General features: G+C 72.2%; 17 protein-coding genes and 1 tRNA gene. 10 read left to right on the top strand and 8 right to left on the bottom strand.

Annotation, left to right across the window (positions count from 1 at the left end):
- Positions 1–5 precede the first annotated feature (5 nt).
- The 4 genes from AC3ANM_RS12735 to AC3ANM_RS12720 all read right to left on the bottom strand — a co-directional run bounded on the left by AC3ANM_RS12735 (position 6) and on the right by AC3ANM_RS12720 (position 3192).
- Positions 6–653, bottom strand: a complete 648-nt coding sequence (locus AC3ANM_RS12735) for a nucleoside/nucleotide kinase family protein (protein ID WP_488284786.1) — start codon at positions 651–653, stop codon at positions 6–8.
- Positions 654–768: 115 nt separating this feature from the next.
- Entirely contained in the window at positions 769–999 is a 231-nt protein-coding gene (locus AC3ANM_RS12730; protein WP_488284785.1) for a DUF6458 family protein, read from the bottom strand.
- A 63-nt stretch (positions 1000–1062) separates the two neighbouring features.
- Positions 1063–1830 carry a signal peptidase I gene (gene lepB / locus AC3ANM_RS12725; protein WP_488284784.1) on the bottom strand — a complete coding sequence of 256 codons (768 nt, stop codon included), beginning with the start codon at positions 1828–1830 and terminating at the stop codon, positions 1063–1065.
- Positions 1831–1902: 72 nt separating this feature from the next.
- Entirely contained in the window at positions 1903–3192 is a 1290-nt protein-coding gene (locus tag AC3ANM_RS12720; protein ID WP_488284783.1) for a PP2C family protein-serine/threonine phosphatase, read from the bottom strand.
- Positions 3193–3490: 298 nt separating this feature from the next.
- On the opposite strand from AC3ANM_RS12720, the gene AC3ANM_RS12715 reads away from it, so the two are divergent.
- The 4 genes from AC3ANM_RS12715 (at position 3491) to AC3ANM_RS12700 (ending at position 6967) form a co-directional block, all read left to right on the top strand.
- Entirely contained in the window at positions 3491–4270 is a 780-nt protein-coding gene (locus AC3ANM_RS12715; RefSeq protein ID WP_488284782.1) for a DUF4386 domain-containing protein, read from the top strand.
- A 220-nt stretch (positions 4271–4490) separates the two neighbouring features.
- Positions 4491–4820: a hypothetical protein gene (locus tag AC3ANM_RS12710; RefSeq protein ID WP_488284781.1), complete on the top strand. Its 330-nt coding sequence runs from the start codon at positions 4491–4493 to the stop codon at positions 4818–4820.
- An 80-nt stretch (positions 4821–4900) separates the two neighbouring features.
- Positions 4901–5899, top strand: a complete 999-nt coding sequence (locus tag AC3ANM_RS12705) for a phosphotransferase (RefSeq protein WP_488284780.1) — start codon at positions 4901–4903, stop codon at positions 5897–5899.
- Positions 5900–6544: 645 nt separating this feature from the next.
- Entirely contained in the window at positions 6545–6967 is a 423-nt protein-coding gene (locus AC3ANM_RS12700; protein ID WP_488284779.1) for an Ig-like domain-containing protein, read from the top strand.
- Between the two features lie 242 nt (positions 6968–7209).
- Here AC3ANM_RS12700 and AC3ANM_RS12695 read toward each other — a convergent pair.
- Both AC3ANM_RS12695 and AC3ANM_RS12690 read right to left on the bottom strand, forming a co-directional pair.
- Positions 7210–7299, bottom strand: a tRNA-Ser gene (locus tag AC3ANM_RS12695).
- A gap of 13 nt (positions 7300–7312) precedes the next feature.
- Complete coding sequence (locus tag AC3ANM_RS12690) at positions 7313–7747, bottom strand: nucleoside deaminase (RefSeq protein WP_488287951.1); 435 nt, start codon at positions 7745–7747, stop codon at positions 7313–7315.
- 64 nt (positions 7748–7811) lie between these two features.
- Between AC3ANM_RS12690 and upp the strand changes: the two genes are divergently transcribed.
- The 4 genes from upp (at position 7812) to AC3ANM_RS12670 (ending at position 10350) form a co-directional block, all read left to right on the top strand.
- A complete protein-coding gene (gene upp, locus AC3ANM_RS12685) occupies positions 7812–8450 on the top strand; it encodes a uracil phosphoribosyltransferase (RefSeq protein WP_488284778.1) in 639 nt (212 codons plus the stop codon).
- 43 nt (positions 8451–8493) lie between these two features.
- Positions 8494–9291: an HNH endonuclease family protein gene (locus AC3ANM_RS12680; RefSeq protein ID WP_488284777.1), complete on the top strand. Its 798-nt coding sequence runs from the start codon at positions 8494–8496 to the stop codon at positions 9289–9291.
- A 165-nt stretch (positions 9292–9456) separates the two neighbouring features.
- The gene (locus AC3ANM_RS12675; RefSeq protein ID WP_488284776.1) at positions 9457–9627 is read left to right on the top strand and encodes a hypothetical protein; all 171 of its coding nucleotides are present in this window, start codon (positions 9457–9459) and stop codon (positions 9625–9627) included.
- Positions 9628–9633: 6 nt separating this feature from the next.
- On the top strand, positions 9634–10350 hold the full coding sequence (locus AC3ANM_RS12670) for a PH domain-containing protein (RefSeq protein WP_488284775.1): 717 nt from the start codon (positions 9634–9636) through the stop codon (positions 10348–10350).
- 53 nt (positions 10351–10403) lie between these two features.
- On the opposite strand, the gene AC3ANM_RS12665 is transcribed toward AC3ANM_RS12670, so the two are convergent.
- The gene (locus AC3ANM_RS12665; RefSeq protein ID WP_488284774.1) at positions 10404–12134 is read right to left on the bottom strand and encodes a thiamine pyrophosphate-dependent enzyme; all 1731 of its coding nucleotides are present in this window, start codon (positions 12132–12134) and stop codon (positions 10404–10406) included.
- A 70-nt stretch (positions 12135–12204) separates the two neighbouring features.
- Entirely contained in the window at positions 12205–13788 is a 1584-nt protein-coding gene (locus AC3ANM_RS12660; protein WP_488284773.1) for an FMN-binding glutamate synthase family protein, read from the bottom strand.
- A gap of 303 nt (positions 13789–14091) precedes the next feature.
- Here AC3ANM_RS12660 and AC3ANM_RS12655 point away from each other — a divergent pair, with 303 nt between their 5' ends.
- Both AC3ANM_RS12655 and AC3ANM_RS12650 read left to right on the top strand, forming a co-directional pair.
- Positions 14092–15600, top strand: coding sequence for an amino acid permease (locus AC3ANM_RS12655; protein ID WP_488284772.1), 1509 nt, complete (start codon positions 14092–14094; stop codon positions 15598–15600).
- A 135-nt stretch (positions 15601–15735) separates the two neighbouring features.
- A complete protein-coding gene (locus tag AC3ANM_RS12650) occupies positions 15736–16134 on the top strand; it encodes a VOC family protein (protein WP_488284771.1) in 399 nt (132 codons plus the stop codon).
- Positions 16135–16142 lie beyond the last annotated feature (8 nt).

Below are 16142 nucleotides of genomic sequence, written 5' to 3'. Positions count from 1 at the left end.
CGGCCTCACCCCACCGGGACGACCAGGTCCGCCCGCGAGCGCGTGCCGGCCACCAGCTCGGCGTTCGGCTGGTCGGAGGACTGCACCCACCGCTCGGCGGCCACGCGGTCCTTGCCATGATCGACATGCCGCTGCACCAGCCGGGTCAGCCGCGACTGCTCGTCGGCCTCGAGGAACCAGACGTCGTCCAGGAGCGGCCGCACCTCGCGCCAGCCCTCGGCCTCGTGCAGCAGGTAGTTGCCCTCGGTGATGACGATGCGGTGCCCCGGCCGCACCGGGATCGCCCCGGCGACCGAGGCCTCCCGCACGCGGTCGAACGCGGGGGCGAACACGGTCCGGTCGGCCTCCTGCCGCAGGCGCCGCAGCAGCGCGAGGTAGCCCCAGACGTCGAAGGTCTCCGGGGCCCCCTTGCGCTGCCGCAGGCCGAGCCGGTGCAGCTCGTCGTCGGTGAGGTGGAACCCGTCCATGGGGACCACGACGGCCGGCTCCCCGAGCGCGCGAGCCAGCCACAGCGCGAGGGTGGACTTCCCGCTGCCCGGCGCACCCGCGATACCGAGCAGGGCGCGACCTCCGTCCGCGGCCAGGCCGCGGGCGCGGCGCACCAGGGCATCGAGGTCGGGGTATGCCGGGGGCTGGTCGCGCACACGCACCATGATGGGCGACGCCGCCCGGGTGGGCCGGCGCAACACCGCCCGGCCGGGCGTGGGGACCGACGACAAAGGGGCCGGCTTCCACGCGGAAGCCGGCCCCTGTCAGTCGATCGTGGCGTCAGCGCCGCTCGGGCGGGACACCGGCGTCGCGGTGCTCGACCACAGCCGTGTGCGAGGTGTTGGCCCGCTGCTGGTTCATGACCAGCGCCAGGATGATGGAGAGCACGCCGGCCCCCATGAAGATCCAGCCGACCAGGTCGAGGTTCACGCCGTAGAGGGAGTCCCTCGGCACGACGAACCCCACGATTGCTCCAACGACCAGCAGGAAGATGCCCAGGCCGATACCCATCCGGTGCTCCTTCGTCGGGTGCCCGCGGCCGGGTGCCGCGAGCCGCGTTCCCGGTCGGGGACCCTACCGGACGGTAATGTTCGCGGCCCGGGGCGCCGGGATGCGGTCGAAGGTCGCCGGCCGGGCGAGGGTGGCCTCGCGGCCCAGCGGCCAGACGATGACGAAGGCTCGGCCCACCACGTCGCCCGCGGAGACGAAGCCGTGGCCGGGGCCCTGCCGGTGGGCCCGGCTGTCCGCGGACCCGTCGCGGTGGTCGCCCATCACCCACAGCTTGCCCGCGGGGACGGTCACCCTGAAGTCCGTGCTGCTGGGGCTGTTGCCGGGCAGGACGTAGGGCTCGACGAGGGCGGTCCCGTTGACGTAGACCGTCCCACCGCGCCCCTCGACGGTGTCCCCGCCGACGCCGATCACGCGCTTGACCAGGTCGCTCTCGGAGTCCGAGGCCGCCAGCCCGATGAACGCCAGGGCCTCGTGGAGCCGGCCGGGCAGGTCCGTCGGCGAGGGCTGGGGCGCCAGCCAGCCCTCGCTGTCCCGGAAGACGACCACGTCGCCGCGGTGGATGCCGCTGAAGCGCGGCGTGACCTTGTCCACGAGAACGCGATCGCCGACACAGCCCGTGCAGCCGTGCAGCGTCGGCTCCATCGACCCCGACGGGACGAAGAAGGCCTGGACGAGGAAGGTCTTGACGAGCAGGGACAGCACCATCGCGGTGACCACGACGATGACCATCTCGCGCAGGAGGGAACGGGCGCGCCGTGGCTCCTCCGCGACGTGCGGACGCTCCTGGTCCGGGCACACCGCTCCAGGACCACCCCCCGATGGCTGCGACATGGGCGCCAGCCTCTCACCTGTTCGCCACCGGCGCGCGGGTTCGGGCCGCAGGGTCGGGGCGGCGGACGTCGCTCAGCCTCCGAGGGCACCCTCCGGCCGGTCCACGGCCTCGTGCGCGGCGCCGTTCGTGGCGCCGTTCGCGGTGCCGTTCGGCGTGCCGTTCGTGGTACCGGTCGTGCTGTCGCTCCTGCCGTCCGGCAACGCGTCGGCCAGGCCGGCGGGCACCGTCTCGGGTACGGCGTCGAGCAGCGTCGGGATCTGGACCGCCTCGCGGACCAGGGTGTCCCTGGGGTCGATGGCGTGCCCGTCCTGGCCGTCCGCGTTCTCCAGGAGCAGGACGGCGAGGTCGTCGGTGAACCGCCCGCCCGGCACGTGCTCACGCACCTGCCTGAGAACGCCGTCCAGCGCTTCGTCGACGTCGGCCCGGCGGAGCAAGGGCGCCAGCGGGAGGACCGGAAGGAACTCACCGCGCGCGTCGCGGGCCTCGCTCAGCCCGTCGGTGTAGAGCAGCAACCGGTCCCCGGGGGACCACGGCACGGTCACCGACTCGTAGTGGCTGCCCAGCCCGAGCGGGAGCCCGGCCGGCAGGTCCACGAGCCGCGCCTCACCACGGCGGGTGATCAGCAGCGGCTGCGGGTGCCCACAGCTGACCAGCGTCATGCAGTCCGGGCCCGCGACCTGCACCAGCGAGGCGGTGACGAACTCCTCGTCGTCGAGGAACGGCTCGAGGTAGGCACTCATCTGGGACGCGGCGGTGGCGAGGTCCCCTCCGCCGGCGGCGCTCTGACGGAAGGCACGGATCACGCGGGCCGCCTGCTCGACCGCGCCGACGCCCTTGCCCCGGACGTCGCCGATGACGAAGCAGATCCGCCGGTCGGAGTGGAACCAGTCGTAGAGGTCACCGCCCACGAGGGCGTCCTCGGCCGCAGAGAGGTATCGCGCGCCGGCCGCCACCGGTCCGATGTGGGCCGGCAGCCGCGGCAGCATCGCCTTCTGGGCGACCTCCGCGATACGCACCAGCCGGGCCACCTGCGCCTCGCGCCGGACGCGCACGGCGGAGAGGGCCACGGCCGCGGCGCTCACCAGGGTGGCGTCCGCGGCGCGGACCCAGACCTGCGGCGTGCCCCACGTGTGGTTCCACGCGTTGGACGAGAGCGTCAGCCCGACCGCCGCGACCCCGAAGAGCGACGTGGGGACCGGGGGCAGCACCGCGCTCGCGATGAGGGCGGAGACCGCGAACAGGATGGCGGGGGCGAACGCGGCCTGGTGCGTGAGCAGGTCGATGAGGAGGATCGTGACGAGCCACAACACCGCGAGACCGGTGCCGATCAGCTGACCTCGACGGTCGCCGCTGACGTGCATCTCTCGAGCCTCCTCGTGCCGGCCGTGAGCGCCTCGGGTACTAGGACCCGAGGTTCGCCGCTGGCCCAGCGTGCTCCGCGTAGCGGACCGCGACGACGACCGCATTTCCATCGTGCGTGGTTGAACTGTCCAGCGCCACCCCCCTTGGGCAGAAGCGGGAGACCCCTTGGCCGTCCACGCTCTCCCGGCGGCTGATGCCGTGCGGCGGGACGCCCCGGCCCGCGGGGTGGGGACGATCGGCTCTGCCTGTCCCCGGGAGCGCCGGTGACCATCGGGGTGAGGAAACGAGGTGGCGCCGATGCGCTCGGACGGGCTCGACAAGGAGATCCCCATGGCCCCGTTGCGGCGGACCTCACTCGTGACGGGCACGCTGCTCGTCGTGGCGACCGTCGCGGCGCTCGCAGCAGCCACGCTCCTGCCCGCCCTCACGGGGACGGGCTACCTGCTGGGGGTCGCCAACCATCCGTCCCGAGTGGCCGGCAGTGCCCTCCTGTACCTGGTCGCGGCAGGCACGAACGTCGGCATCGCCATTGCCCTCTACCCGCTGCTGAGGCAGACCCACCCGGCCCTGGCGCTGGGGTCCGTGGTCTTCCGGACCATCGAGGCGGTGTTCTACACGGTCTCGGTCGTGAGCCTGCTGTCCATCCTGACCCTCGGCCAGCAGTTCGCCACGGTCCCGGCTGCCGGTCGGGCGCCGATCCAGGTGATGGCCTCGTATGCGCGGGGCTTTCGTGAACACTCCAGTCTCGTCGCGGTCTTCGCCTTCAGCCTGGCCGCGCTCATGTACTACGTCGTGTTCTACCGGGCCCGCCTCGTCCCGCGGTGGCTGTCCGGCTGGGGCGTTGTCGCGGCGCTCCTGATGCTGACCGCCTGCCTCCTGGCGCTGTTCGGCAACAGCGACGTGACCGGCTACAAGGTCCTGATCCTGCCGGTCTTCCTCCAGGAGCTGGTCCTTGCGGTGTGGCTGCTGGTCAAAGGGTTCAACCCGCCGCGCCCGGCCTCCGGGACAGCGTCCGGAGCCTCGGTCGGGACGAGCACCCTGCCCAGGGCGACCGCGCCGGCGGTGGACAAGCGCTAGACGCCTCCGCCCTGGCGTTGGCATCTTCCCCGTTCGGGGCACCTCGTGACGCCGCGAGCCCTAGCCTCGTGTGCCGGGGGCTCATCCGTGTGGGCGTGTTGGGGCTGACTGGTGGGGGTGCACGGGAGGCCGTGCCAGCTGCCCGGGGACCACCAGCACGTCGCTGCGGCGTCCCCCTCCGGGCTGTCACGCACTCGCACGATGCTCCACGGAAGGTGCCATGAACATCATCCCGTCCACCCCGCTGCAGCCGGGGCCCTCCGGCGCTGAGGCCCCTCAGCGCGCACCCCTGCGCCGCGGGCCCTTGGTGCTGGGTGCCCTGGCCGGGCTCGCCGCGCTGGTGTTCGGTTACGCCGCCGCGTCGTTCTTCGTCGGCGCCGTCACGCTCGCCGCGAAGTGCCACACCAGCCAGCCGGGCAGCGACTGCGCCACCTCCGACATCGGCGCGGTGTACCTGGTGCTGTTCGGCATCTGCATGTCCGTCCCTGCCGTCCTGCTCGGCTGGCTGGCCGTGCTGAGGGTCAAGCGGGCGCGCTGGCTGCCGCGCTGACCCCGAAGGACCCGGACGGGTTCGGCACCCCGGGGCGGGTCAGCCGCTGAGTCCGCGGTTGCCGTGATGGGATGCCGGGCATGCCCGAATCACGTGCCCCGGTGCTGGAGATGTTGTGGGAGGCACACGACCCGCTCACCGCGCTCGACGCGCGGTTCGGTTTCACCGACGGCGAGTCGGCCGGCCGCTGGGTGGCCGCCACGCTCGAGCAGCACTGGGGCCTCCGGATCCGCTCGTGCGAGCGGATCGTGATCAGCGACCACAACGCGTTGGCCTGGGTGGGCACGCCGTCGGGCCGGCTCCTCGCGAAGTGGTCCGTCGTGCCCGGGCGCTTCCCGCGCCTGTCGGAGATGGCACGACTCACGCACTGGCTGGACAGCCAGGGGCTGCCCGTCTCCGCTCCGGTTCCCGCGCTGGACGGCCGTCTCCAGGTCGAGGTCGACGGTGTCTCCCTGGGTCTCCAGCGCGAGGTCGAGGGCGACCTCCTCGACACCGACGACCCCGCCCAGGTGCGAGCCGCCGGGGCGACCCTGGCGCGGTTGCAGGACGCGCTGGCGGCGTACCCCCACGCCGACCGGGTCGCCGCGCTGGGCGGCAGGACCGAGACGTTGGCGGCCCGCGTGACCGACTGGCTCGACTCCTGGGCCGGGCACGTCCCCGCAACGGCCCGCGACACCCTCCGCCGGCTGGTCTCCGACACACCACCCGACGGGCTCCCCACCCAGCTCGGCCACCACGACTTCCGCTCTGCCAACATCCTGTGCGCCGGCGCCGAGGTCGCGGCGGTCATCGACTTCGAGGACGTCCGGCTCGACCATCGAGTCGTCGAGCTGGCCCGGTCGGCCGTCCTGCTCGGGACCCGCTACCGGGACTGGGGGCCGGTCCCGGCCGAGGTCCACGCGCAGTTCCTGGCCGGCTACCAGTCCGTCCGCCGGCTGACCCCGGTCGAGGCCCGCTGGTGGGACATCCTCCTGCTCTGGCAAGCCCTGGCGATGGTGCCACCCGGCGGCGACCCGACCGGGTGGGGTCCCTCGGCGCTGAGCCACCTGGCGGAGCTGGCCCCCGAGGCGTGCACCTGACCGCTCACCCCCTGACGCGCCGGGTGGCGCGTGGACGTGCTGAGGGAGCATTCGAGCCGTCGCATCGTGCACTTGATCCCGAGTGTGTCGATTTGTGTCGGCTGAGTCGGTTAAGGATTCGGCAAATTGCTTGATGGCGCGTCCACGTGCGGGTTCACCGTGAAAGGTGCCGGGGGCCATCACGGCGGACCGGCATCGAGCAGGGGGTACGTCATGAGCAAGACCCGTTCTCTTCACTCGCTTCTCCGGCTGTCCGGGAAGTCGCGCTGGTGGGCCGGTGTGTGCGTCACGGGAGTGTTGACCACCGAGCTGGGCGCCAGTGGATTCGGGAGACTGACCGCAGCCCTCGACGCGGGCAATGTGCCTGCGCAGGTTGCTGCCAGCGCGCAGGCCCGCACCGGGACCACAGGAACCGCCGAGCGACCCGCCGTGGCGCGCGGTGGGCGCAGCTGCCCGACGAGCAAGGGCCGCCACGTCGGTCCTCGACGTCATCGGGCGCATCCGCACCGGCGCCCGCGTCTGGCGGTCGCCGTGTGCGTCACGGGGTTCCCGAGCACCGCACGGAGCCACGCGGCGGCCATCACCCCGGTGGCAGCGCCGGCGCCCGTCATCTGGGTGGGCGGGGGCAGCAGCCCCGCGCGAGCCGTGAGCCAACGGCAGGCCCGTCCGGTCAGGCAGCAGCAGCGCCGTCCGCGCCCGACGCACACCACCCGTGTCGCGGTGCCGGCGGTCACCGAGAGTCGCCCGCAGCCGGTCGGCACCGGTCAGGCCAAGGTCGTCGTGGCGGCCCGTCCGGACCCCGCCACCTCGACCTCACCGGTCGCCCTCTACGGCAGGGTCAAGCCCACCTCGGCGACCACGTCGCCCAGCGGGCGGGTCTGCTTCTACGACGGTGGGCTGCTGACGACCTTGGGCTGCGCAGCCCTGGCGCCGCAGGTGAACGGCGTGATGCAGGCCCACATCAAGGTGACCCTTGCCAAGGGCACACACTCCATCGTGGCGACGTACTCCGGCGACGCGCTCTACGCCGCGGGGAAGTCGAACGCCTTTGCGCTCGTGGTGAGCTGAGCTCGCCCCGACCCTGCGGCCCACGGTGAAGGGTTCACCACACCCCGACGTGGTCAACCCTTCACCCAAGCCGTATGCCGCGCGGCCACCAACAGGAAACCCCCGGTCGCAGAGCTCCCGGGGTTCCAGTTGGCGGTGGCGGTGGGAGCCGTCGCCTCGCTCCGCTCGGCTCCTCCCAAATCCCGCAGCATCCAACAACGAGAAGAGGTCCCGCCCTTCGGGCGGGACCTCTTCTCGTTGGCTGGCGGTGGCGGTGGGATTTGAACCCACGGAGGAGTTGCCCCCTCACACGCTTTCGAGGCGTGCTCCTTAGGCCGCTCGGACACGCCACCGCCGGGAAGGGTACTAGAGACGGTGCGCCGCAAAGAAATCGAGCAGCACCTGGGAGCACTCGGCCTCCCTCACCCCGCCGACCACCTCGACCCGGTGGGTGGCCCGGCGGTCGCGAACCAGGTCCCACACCGACCCGCACGCGCCGGCCTTGGGGTCCCAGGCGCCGAGCACGAGCCGCGAGACCCGGGCCAGCATGAGGGCCCCGGCGCACATCGCGCACGGCTCCAGCGTCACGACCAGGGTGCAGCCCTCCAGCCGCCAGGTGCCGAGCTTGGCCGCGGCCTGCCGCATCGCCACGACCTCGGCGTGCGCGGTCGGGTCGTGGTCGGCCTCGCGCAGGTTGCACCCGCGCCCGATGACCTCCCCGGCCGGGTCGACGACGACCGCCCCCACGGGCACATCACCCGAGGCGAGCGCCCCGGCGGCGACCGCGAGCGCCTCCCCCATCCACGCGGCATACAGGGGGTCGTGCGCTGGACCTCCTCGGTGACTCACACGGTAAGTTTCGCCCATGCGCGTCCACGTTGCCGACCACCCGCTCATCGCCCACAAGCTCACGGCTCTGCGGGACAAGCACACCGACAGCCCGACCTTCCGTCGGCTGGCGGACGAGCTGGTGACGCTGCTGGCCTACGAGGCGACCCGCGACGTGCGCGTGGAGCCGGTCGACATCGAGACCCCGGTCGCGCCGACCCGCGGCATCAAGCTCGCCTCGCCCAAGCCACTCGTGGTGCCCATCCTGCGCGCCGGGCTGGGCATGCTCGACGGCATGGTGCGCCTGCTGCCGACGGCCGAGGTGGGCTTCCTCGGCATGGTGCGCAACGAGGAGACGCTCGAGGCGACGACCTACGCCAACCGCCTGCCCGACGACCTGTCCGGCCGCCAGTGCTACGTCCTGGACCCGATGCTGGCCACCGGCGGCACCCTGGCCGCGGCGATCCGCTACCTCGTCGACCTCGGCGCCGACGACATCACCGCGATCACCCTGCTGGCCGCCCCGGAGGGCACGGCCAAGCTCGAGGAGCAGATCAAGGACCTGTCCGTGCCGGTCACCATCGTCACCGGCGCCATGGACGAGCGGCTCAACGAGCACGGCTACATCGTCCCGGGCCTCGGCGACGCCGGCGACCGCCTCTACGGCGTCGTCTGAGCCCTCCGGCTCCCACCCCCTCCCCCTCGAGAGACGGTCCCCGTTGCGTTCGCGCCGCTTCCGCCTGCCCGCGTCCCTGCTCGCCGCCACCGGTATCGCGCTCAGCCTCACCGGGTGCCTCGGTGACGCCCGCGCCCTGCCGGGCCCGGGCGACCTGGCGTCAGGCTCCTCCTCCACGGCGGCGTCCGCCCCGGCACCGGGCCCGGCCTCCCCGCACGGCAGCGCCCTGGCGGTGCTGCGGACGCTGAAGGTCAAGGGCCGGGCGCCCAAGACCGGCTACACCCGCGAGCGCTTCGGCCAGGCGTGGAGCGACGGCGTCGACGTCCCGGGCGGGCACAACGGCTGCGACACCCGCAACGACGTGCTGCGCCGCGACCTCACCGGGGAGACCATCAAGGCGCGGACCCGCGGCTGCATCGTGCTGGCCGGGACGCTGCACGACCCGTATGGCGGGGCGACCATCGCCTTCCACCGGGGCAACGCCACGAGCACGCTGGTGCAGATCGACCACGTCGTGGCGCTGTCCAACGCTTGGCAGACCGGCGCCGGCGCGTGGACGGTGACCCGGCGGACACAGCTGGCCAACGACCCGCTCAACCTCATGGCGGTGCAGGGCAACCTCAACAGCGCCAAGGGGGACGGCGACGCGGCGACCTGGATGGTGCCGCGCAAGGCGTTCCGGTGCAGCTACGTCGCCCGGCAGGTGGCGGTGAAGGCGCGCTACGGGCTGTGGGTCACCCCGGCCGAGCGTGACGCGATGGCCACGATCCTGGGCACCTGCCCGAAGCAGCCGCTGCCGACCGAGGCCCAGGCCACCGTCCCCGCTCCCGCCGGGCACTGACGCGACGGGAGCAACTGACGCGACGGGAGGACCGACGCGAGGGAGGCCACGGCATACCGGGGAGGGGTCGCGCGGCGCGGCGGGAGGCGCGAAGCGTGCCGGTTTGGCAGGATAGGGGCGCTTTCCCCGATTTGCCCCCGATTGCCGCCGAACAAGGAGTCCCTCATGGTTCGCGCGAAGAAGGCACTCATCTGGGTCCTCGTCGCGTTCGCGGTCTACGCGATCATCACCTCCCCGACGCAGGCGGCCGACATCGTGCACCAGGTGTGGAACCTGCTCCTGCAGGGGTTCACCAACCTCGGGCACTTCTTCGACGCCCTGCTCCAGCGCAAGTAGCCGGCGATGGCGCGGAGCAGCCACCGCGGGCTGGAGCGCTACCTGCTCGACGGTGAGCGCATCGTCGTGGCCATGCACCAGCACTGGGCCAAGGTCGCCGAGCCGGTGGCCTCCGCCGTCGTCGCGCTGGTGGTCGTGGCCTGGATCGACACGGAGCTGCCCCGCGGGGCCGGCGTGTTCGCCGACCTCGTCTGGTGGGCGTGGTTCGCGGTGCTCGGGCGCACGCTCTGGCGGCTGGCGAACTGGCGCCACGACTGGTTCATCGCCACGGACAAGCGGCTGCTGCTGACCTACGGGCTCTTCACCAGCAAGGTCGCCATGATGCCGCTGGCCAAGGTCACCGACATGTCCTACAGCCGGCCGCTCATCGGCCGGGTCATGGGCTTCGGGCAGTTCATCATGGAGAGCGCCGGGCAGGACCAGGCGCTCAAGCGGGTCAGCTACGTGCCGCACCCCGACCGCACCTACCGGGCGATCTGCGCCGAGCTGTTCGGCGTGCAGGAGGCCGCGGTGGAGCAGGACGTCGAGCTGGTCGAGGTGCTGGACCCCGACGTCCCGCTGCACCGGCCGATCCACCGTCAGGCCAACCGCGGGACGGAGCCGGCCGGTGACGACTGGTCCCGGGAGATCCCGGTGCACGCCCCCGCGCGGCAGGTCCGCGAGACCCCCGCCGCCGACGACACCGGGCCGATCAACCTGCTGTCGCACTGGCGCCGGGGCTGACGCCCCCTCCCGGCCGTCAGGGGCGGCCCAGCCCCTGACGGCGCGGGCCGCGCTCAGTCGTCGCCGGCGCTGACCACCGTCTCCTTCAGCTTGGCCACCGCGAACCCCCAGCCCTGGGAGAGCTTGGGCTTGGGCGGCACCGCGATCTCCTCGGGGTTGGTCAGCACGTCCAGCAGCACCGGCCCCGGGGTGGCCAGGGCGGTCCGCACGGCCTCGTCGACCTCGCCCGCCTCGCTCACCCGGATGCCGGTCAGGCCGATCGCCCGGGCGACCGCCGCGAAGTCGGGGTTGTCCAGCACCGTCCCGAACTCCGGCAGCCCACCCTGCTCCTGCTCGAGCTTGACCATGCCGAGCCGGCCGTTGTCGAAGACGACCAGCTTGACCGGCAGGTCGTAGCTGACGGCCGTGATGAGGTCGCCCATGAGCATGGACAGGCCGCCGTCGCCGCAGAACGCCACGACCTGCCGGTCGCGGTCCAGCGCCGCGGCGCCGAGGGCCTGCGGCATCGCGTTGGCCATCGACCCCAGGTTGAACGAGCCGAGCAGCCGCCGCTGCCCGCGCATCCGCACGAACCGGCTCAGCCACACCGTCGCCATCCCGGTGTCGGAGGTGAAGACCGCGTCGTCGGCGGCGTGCCGGTCGATCGCCGCGGCCAGCACCTCCGGGCGCACCCGCTCCTCGGGGTTGTCCAGCTTGCGGCGCAGCAGCCCCTTGGGACTGCGGTCGTATGCCGGGTCGGTCAGCCGCGCCTGCCGCTCCTGCCAGGCGGCATAGGTCTTGCGGGCGCCGTCGAGGTGGCCGCGCTCGGCCTTGGCGGCGACCCGCTCGGTGAGCAGGCGCAGGGTGGGGGCGCTGTGGCCGACCAGGGCGAGGTCGACCGGGACCCGGCGCCCGACGTGCTCGGGGCGGACCTCGAGCTGGATGACGGTCTTGCCCTCGGGGTAGAACTCCCGGTACGGGAAGTCCGTGCCGACCATGAGCAGGACGTCGCCGCCGTCGAGGGCCTGGGCGGCGGCCGGGTTGCCGATGAGGCCGGACTGGCCCACCTCGTAGGGGTTGTCCTCCTCCAGGCCCTCCTTGGCCTTGAGCGTGAGCACCATCGGCGCGGCGAGTCGCTCGGCCAGCGCCAGGACCTCATCGCGGGCCCCGCGGGCGCCCTGGCCCACCAGCAGCGTCACCGTGCCGGCCTCGTCGAGCAGCCGGGCCGCGCGGTCGAGGGCGTCGGGGGCGGGCACCGTCTGCGGGTGCTCGTCGAGGAACCTCGGCACCGGGGTGTGCCGGGGCAGGTCCAGGCCCCCCACGTCCCCGGGCAGGGTCAGCACCGCCACGCCCTGCCGGCTCAGTGCGGCGTTGACCGCCTGCTCGACCATGGCGGGGATCTGCTCGGCGCTGGTGACCGTCCGCGAGAAGGCGGCGACGTCGCGGAACAGCGTGTCGTTGTCGACCTCCTGGAAGAAGTCGCTGCCCAGCTCGGCCAGCGGGACCTGGCCACAGATCGCCAGGACCGGCGCGTGGGACTTCTTCGCGTCATACAGGCCGTTGAGCAGGTGGACCGAGCCCGGCCCGACCGTGCCCATGCAGACCCCGAGCCGGCCGGTCAGCTGCGCCTGGGCGGCGGCGGCGAAGGCGCCGGCCTCCTCGTGGCGCACCCCGACCCACTCCAGCCGCTCCTCCCGGCGGATCGCGTCGGTGACCGGGTTGAGGGCGTCACCCACGACGCCCCAGATGGTCTTCACGCCGTGGTCGGCGAGGGCCTGCACGAGCAGCTCGGCAACGGTGGTCATCACGTCTCCTTCGAGGGGGCTCAGCGGTCAGGACGGACTGGCCGGGCCGCGTCCGGCGGCCCGACGGCGGTCAGGGTCGGAAGCGGTCGGGGTCGGCGCGCTCCCAGTCGGCGACCCAGGACTGCGGCGGCTCGTGCAGCAGCTGCCCGGGGGCGAGGAACTCGAACAGCTCGTCGTAGCCGAGCGTCGTCGTGTGGTCGATCCGCCGCCGCAGCATGTGCGGGCGCAGCTCGTGCGGGCCGTGCAGGCCCATGGAGGCGATCACCTGGGTGGCCGACTCGACGGTGGCCTGGTGGTAGCGGTGGACCCTCTGGCTCTTGTCGCCCACGTCCAGCGCGCGCATCCGCCGCGGGTCCTGCGTGGTGACGCCCACGGGGCAGGTGTTGGTGTGGCAGCGCTGGGCCTGGATGCAGCCGGTGGCCATCATCATCGCGCGGGCGGCGTTGGTGTAGTCCGCGCCCTGGATCAGGCGCTTGACGATGTCCACGCCGGTGGAGACCTTGCCGCTGGCCCCGACCCGGACCCGGTCGCGCAGCCCGGCACCGACCAGGGCGTTGTGGACCGTGATCAGCCCCTCGGTCAGCGGCGTGCCGACGTGGTCCTCGTACTCCAGCGGCGCCGCGCCGGTGCCGCCCTCGGCCCCGTCGACGATGATGAAGTCGGGGGTGATCTGCTCCTGCACCATCGCCTTGCAGATCGCGAGGACGTCGGTGCGGGACCCGACGCACAGCTTGAAGCCGGCCGGCTTGCCACCGGAGAGCTCGCGCATCCGGGCGATGAAGTGCACCAGCTCGCGCGGGGTGGTGAACACCCGGTGGTAGGGCGGGGACACGCACTTCTCGCCCTGCGGGACGTTGCGGGCCTCGGCGATCTCCTGGCTGACCTTGGCCGCCGGCAGCACGCCGCCGATGCCGGGCTTGGCGCCCTGGCTCAGCTTGAGCGACACCATCTTCACGCTGTCGTGGGAGGCCTTGTCGGCGAACATGTCCGGGTCGAAGTCGCCCTCCTTCGTGCGTGCACCGAAGTAGCCGCTGCCGATCTCCCAGACGAGGTCGCCGCCGTGCTCGAGGTGGTACTTCGTCAGGCCGCCCTCGCCGGTGTCGTGGGCGAAGCCCCCCATCGCCGCGCCGGCGTTCATCGCCAGGATCGCGTTGGCCGACAGCGCCCCGAAGCTCATCGCCGAGACGTTGAGCAGCGACATGTCGTAGGGCTTGGTGCAGTCCGGCCCGCCGATGCGCACGCGGTGCGGGTCCTTGGGCTGGTCGACCGGGTGGCTGGAGTGGACGAGGTACTCGTAGCCGATCGCGTTGACGTCGCGCTCGGTGCCGAACGCCTGCTCGCCGTGGATGCCCTTGGCCCGCTCGTAGATGATCGATCGGGTGTCCCGGTCGTAGGGGCGGCCGTCGAAGTTGCGCTCGATGAAGTACTGCTGCAGCTCGGGCCGGATGCCCTCGAGCAGGTAGCGCATGTGCCCCAGCACCGGGTAGTTGCGCAGGATCGAGTGCCGGCGCTGGAAGACGTCCCAGAGCCCGAGCAGGGCCAGGACGAGGATCAGGGCGAGCAGCGCCCACCAGCCGGGACCGCCGAGGACGGCCGCAAGGGTGACGAGGGCGCCGGCGACCAGCACCACAGCGCCGAGGATGAACCGCAGCATCGGACCTGACTCTCTGTCGCGGGCACGGGACGGTGCCTCACCGGTCGGTGACGGCACCGCGCGGTCAGGTCTACCCCACCCGCCTGTCAACCGCAGGTCAGGGCACCCCGTCGGCAGGGCGTGTCCGTGGCCCGAGGCCCTGGTGGCCGGCGTGTCCGCAAGCCGAGACCGCCGTCCGGCATGTGGTCTACGCGAAAAGGACGAATTCGGGTTCGTCACTATGGGCGACCCCTGTGCGCCGGGTTTATGGTGTCGAGCGCTGTACAGGGCACGCACAGGTCACCCACAAGGAGAGCAGCCAGTATGAGTGTGTTGCGCACCAAGACGATCGAGCAGTCGATCGCCGAGACCGACGAAGAGGGCTTCCAGCTCAAGAAGCGCCTCAGCGCCCTGGACCTGACGGTCTTCGGCATCGGCGTCATCATCGGCGCCGGCATCTTCACCGTCACCGGCAAGGCGGCCGCGCAGTACGCCGGCCCCGCCATCGTCATCTCGTTCATCATCGGCGCCGTCTGCTGCGGCCTGGCGGCGCTCTGCTACGCCGAGTTCGCCTCGACCGTGCCGGTCTCCGGCTCGGCCTACACGTTCTCCTACGCCTCCCTGGGCGAGCTCGTCGCGTGGATCATCGGCTGGGACCTCCTGCTGGAGCTGATGCTCGGCGCGAGCGTGGTCTCCCAGGGCTGGTCGGAGTACGCCGAGCTGTTCCTCGGCAAGCTCGGCATCACGTGGCCGGCGTCGCTGGCGCCCGGGTCGCACTTCGACCTGCTGGCGTTCCTGCTCGTCGCGGCCCTGACCACGCTGATCGCGATCGGCATCAAGGAGTCGATGCGGGTCAACCTCGTCCTGGTCGGCCTGAAGCTGTTCATCGTGCTGTTCGTGATCATCGCCGGCATCGGCTTCGTCAACACCTCGAACTACACACCGTTCATCCCGCCGTCGGTCAAGGGCGCGTCCTCCAGCGGCCTGGGCGCCCCGCTGATCCAGCTGCTGTTCGGCATCCAGCCGGCCACCTTCGGCGTCCTCGGAATCGTCGCCGGCGCCTCGATCGTCTTCTTCGCCTACATCGGCTTCGACGTGGTGGCCACCACCGCGGAGGAGGCGAAGAACCCGCAGCGCGACCTGCCCCGGGGCATCATCGCCTCGCTGGCGATCTGCACGGTGCTGTACATCGCCGTCGCCCTGGTCATCACCGGGATGGTCCCCTACAACCACATCGACCCCAAGGCCGCGCTGGCCAGCGCGTTCGCCTCGGTCGGCAAGGGCGGCTACGCAACGATCATCGCCGCCGGCGCCGTCGCCGGCCTGACCACCGTCGTCATGACGCTGATGATCGGCGCCACCCGCGTCGTCTTCGCCATGAGCCGCGACTGGCTGCTCCCCAAGGGCCTGGGCAAGGTCAACCCCAAGACCGGCACGCCGTTGATCATCACCATCTCCATCGGCACCGCCGTGGCGCTGATCGCCTCGATCACGCCGATCGGCAAGCTCGAGGAGATGGTCAACATCGGCACGCTCGCGGCGTTCACCCTCGTGTCCATCGCGATCCCGCTGCTGCGCAAGCGCCGCCCCGACCTCAAGCGGGCGTTCAAGGTCCCCGGCAACCCGGTCGTGCCGATCGTCGCGGCGCTGGTCTGCTTCTACCTGATGCTCAACCTCAGCGTGGAGACCTGGATCCGGTTCCTGGTCTGGATGGTCATCGGGTTCGGCGTCTACTTCCTCTACTCCCGCCGCAACAGCCGCCTGCAGGTGGCCGAGGACCGCGGCGTGGACGCGATGGAGGTCAGCGCCGGGGTGGGCGAGAGCAAGCTCTGACCCCAGCCCTCACAGGCACCCACAGGTATGCCGCGCCGGGACTCCCGGCGCGGCATACCTGTGCCTGGAGCGGTTCGGGCGCGATGATGCACGGACCGGCCGCCTCTCGGTCGGGCCGAGGACGGGGAGCCGGGCATGGACTGGAAGCTGGAAGTGGTGGTGCTGCCGGTGGCAGACGCCGACCGGGCGCTGGAGTTCTACCGGGACAGAGTCGGGTTCCACCTGGACGTCGACCACCGGGACGGGGACTTCCGGGTGGTGCAGCTGACCCCGCCGGGGTCGGCCTGCTCGGTCACCTTCGGGGTCGGCGTCGGCGGCGGCGAGCCCGGCTCGATCAAGGGGCTGCAGCTGGTGGTCTCCGACGTCGCCGCCGCGCGGGCCGAGCTGGCCGGGCGCGGGGTGGAGGTCAGCCCGGTGCGGCACATGGACTCCGGGCAGTGGGTGGACGGCCACGGCGGGCCGTGGAACAGCTTCTGCTTCTTCGACGACCCCGACGGCAACAGCTGGACCGTGCAGGAGAAGCCGGCGTCCTAGCTCCGAGG

It is taken from the genome of Oryzihumus sp. JJN4-3R, assembly GCF_057747915.1.
This window is presented reverse-complemented; position numbering and strand designations above follow the sequence as displayed.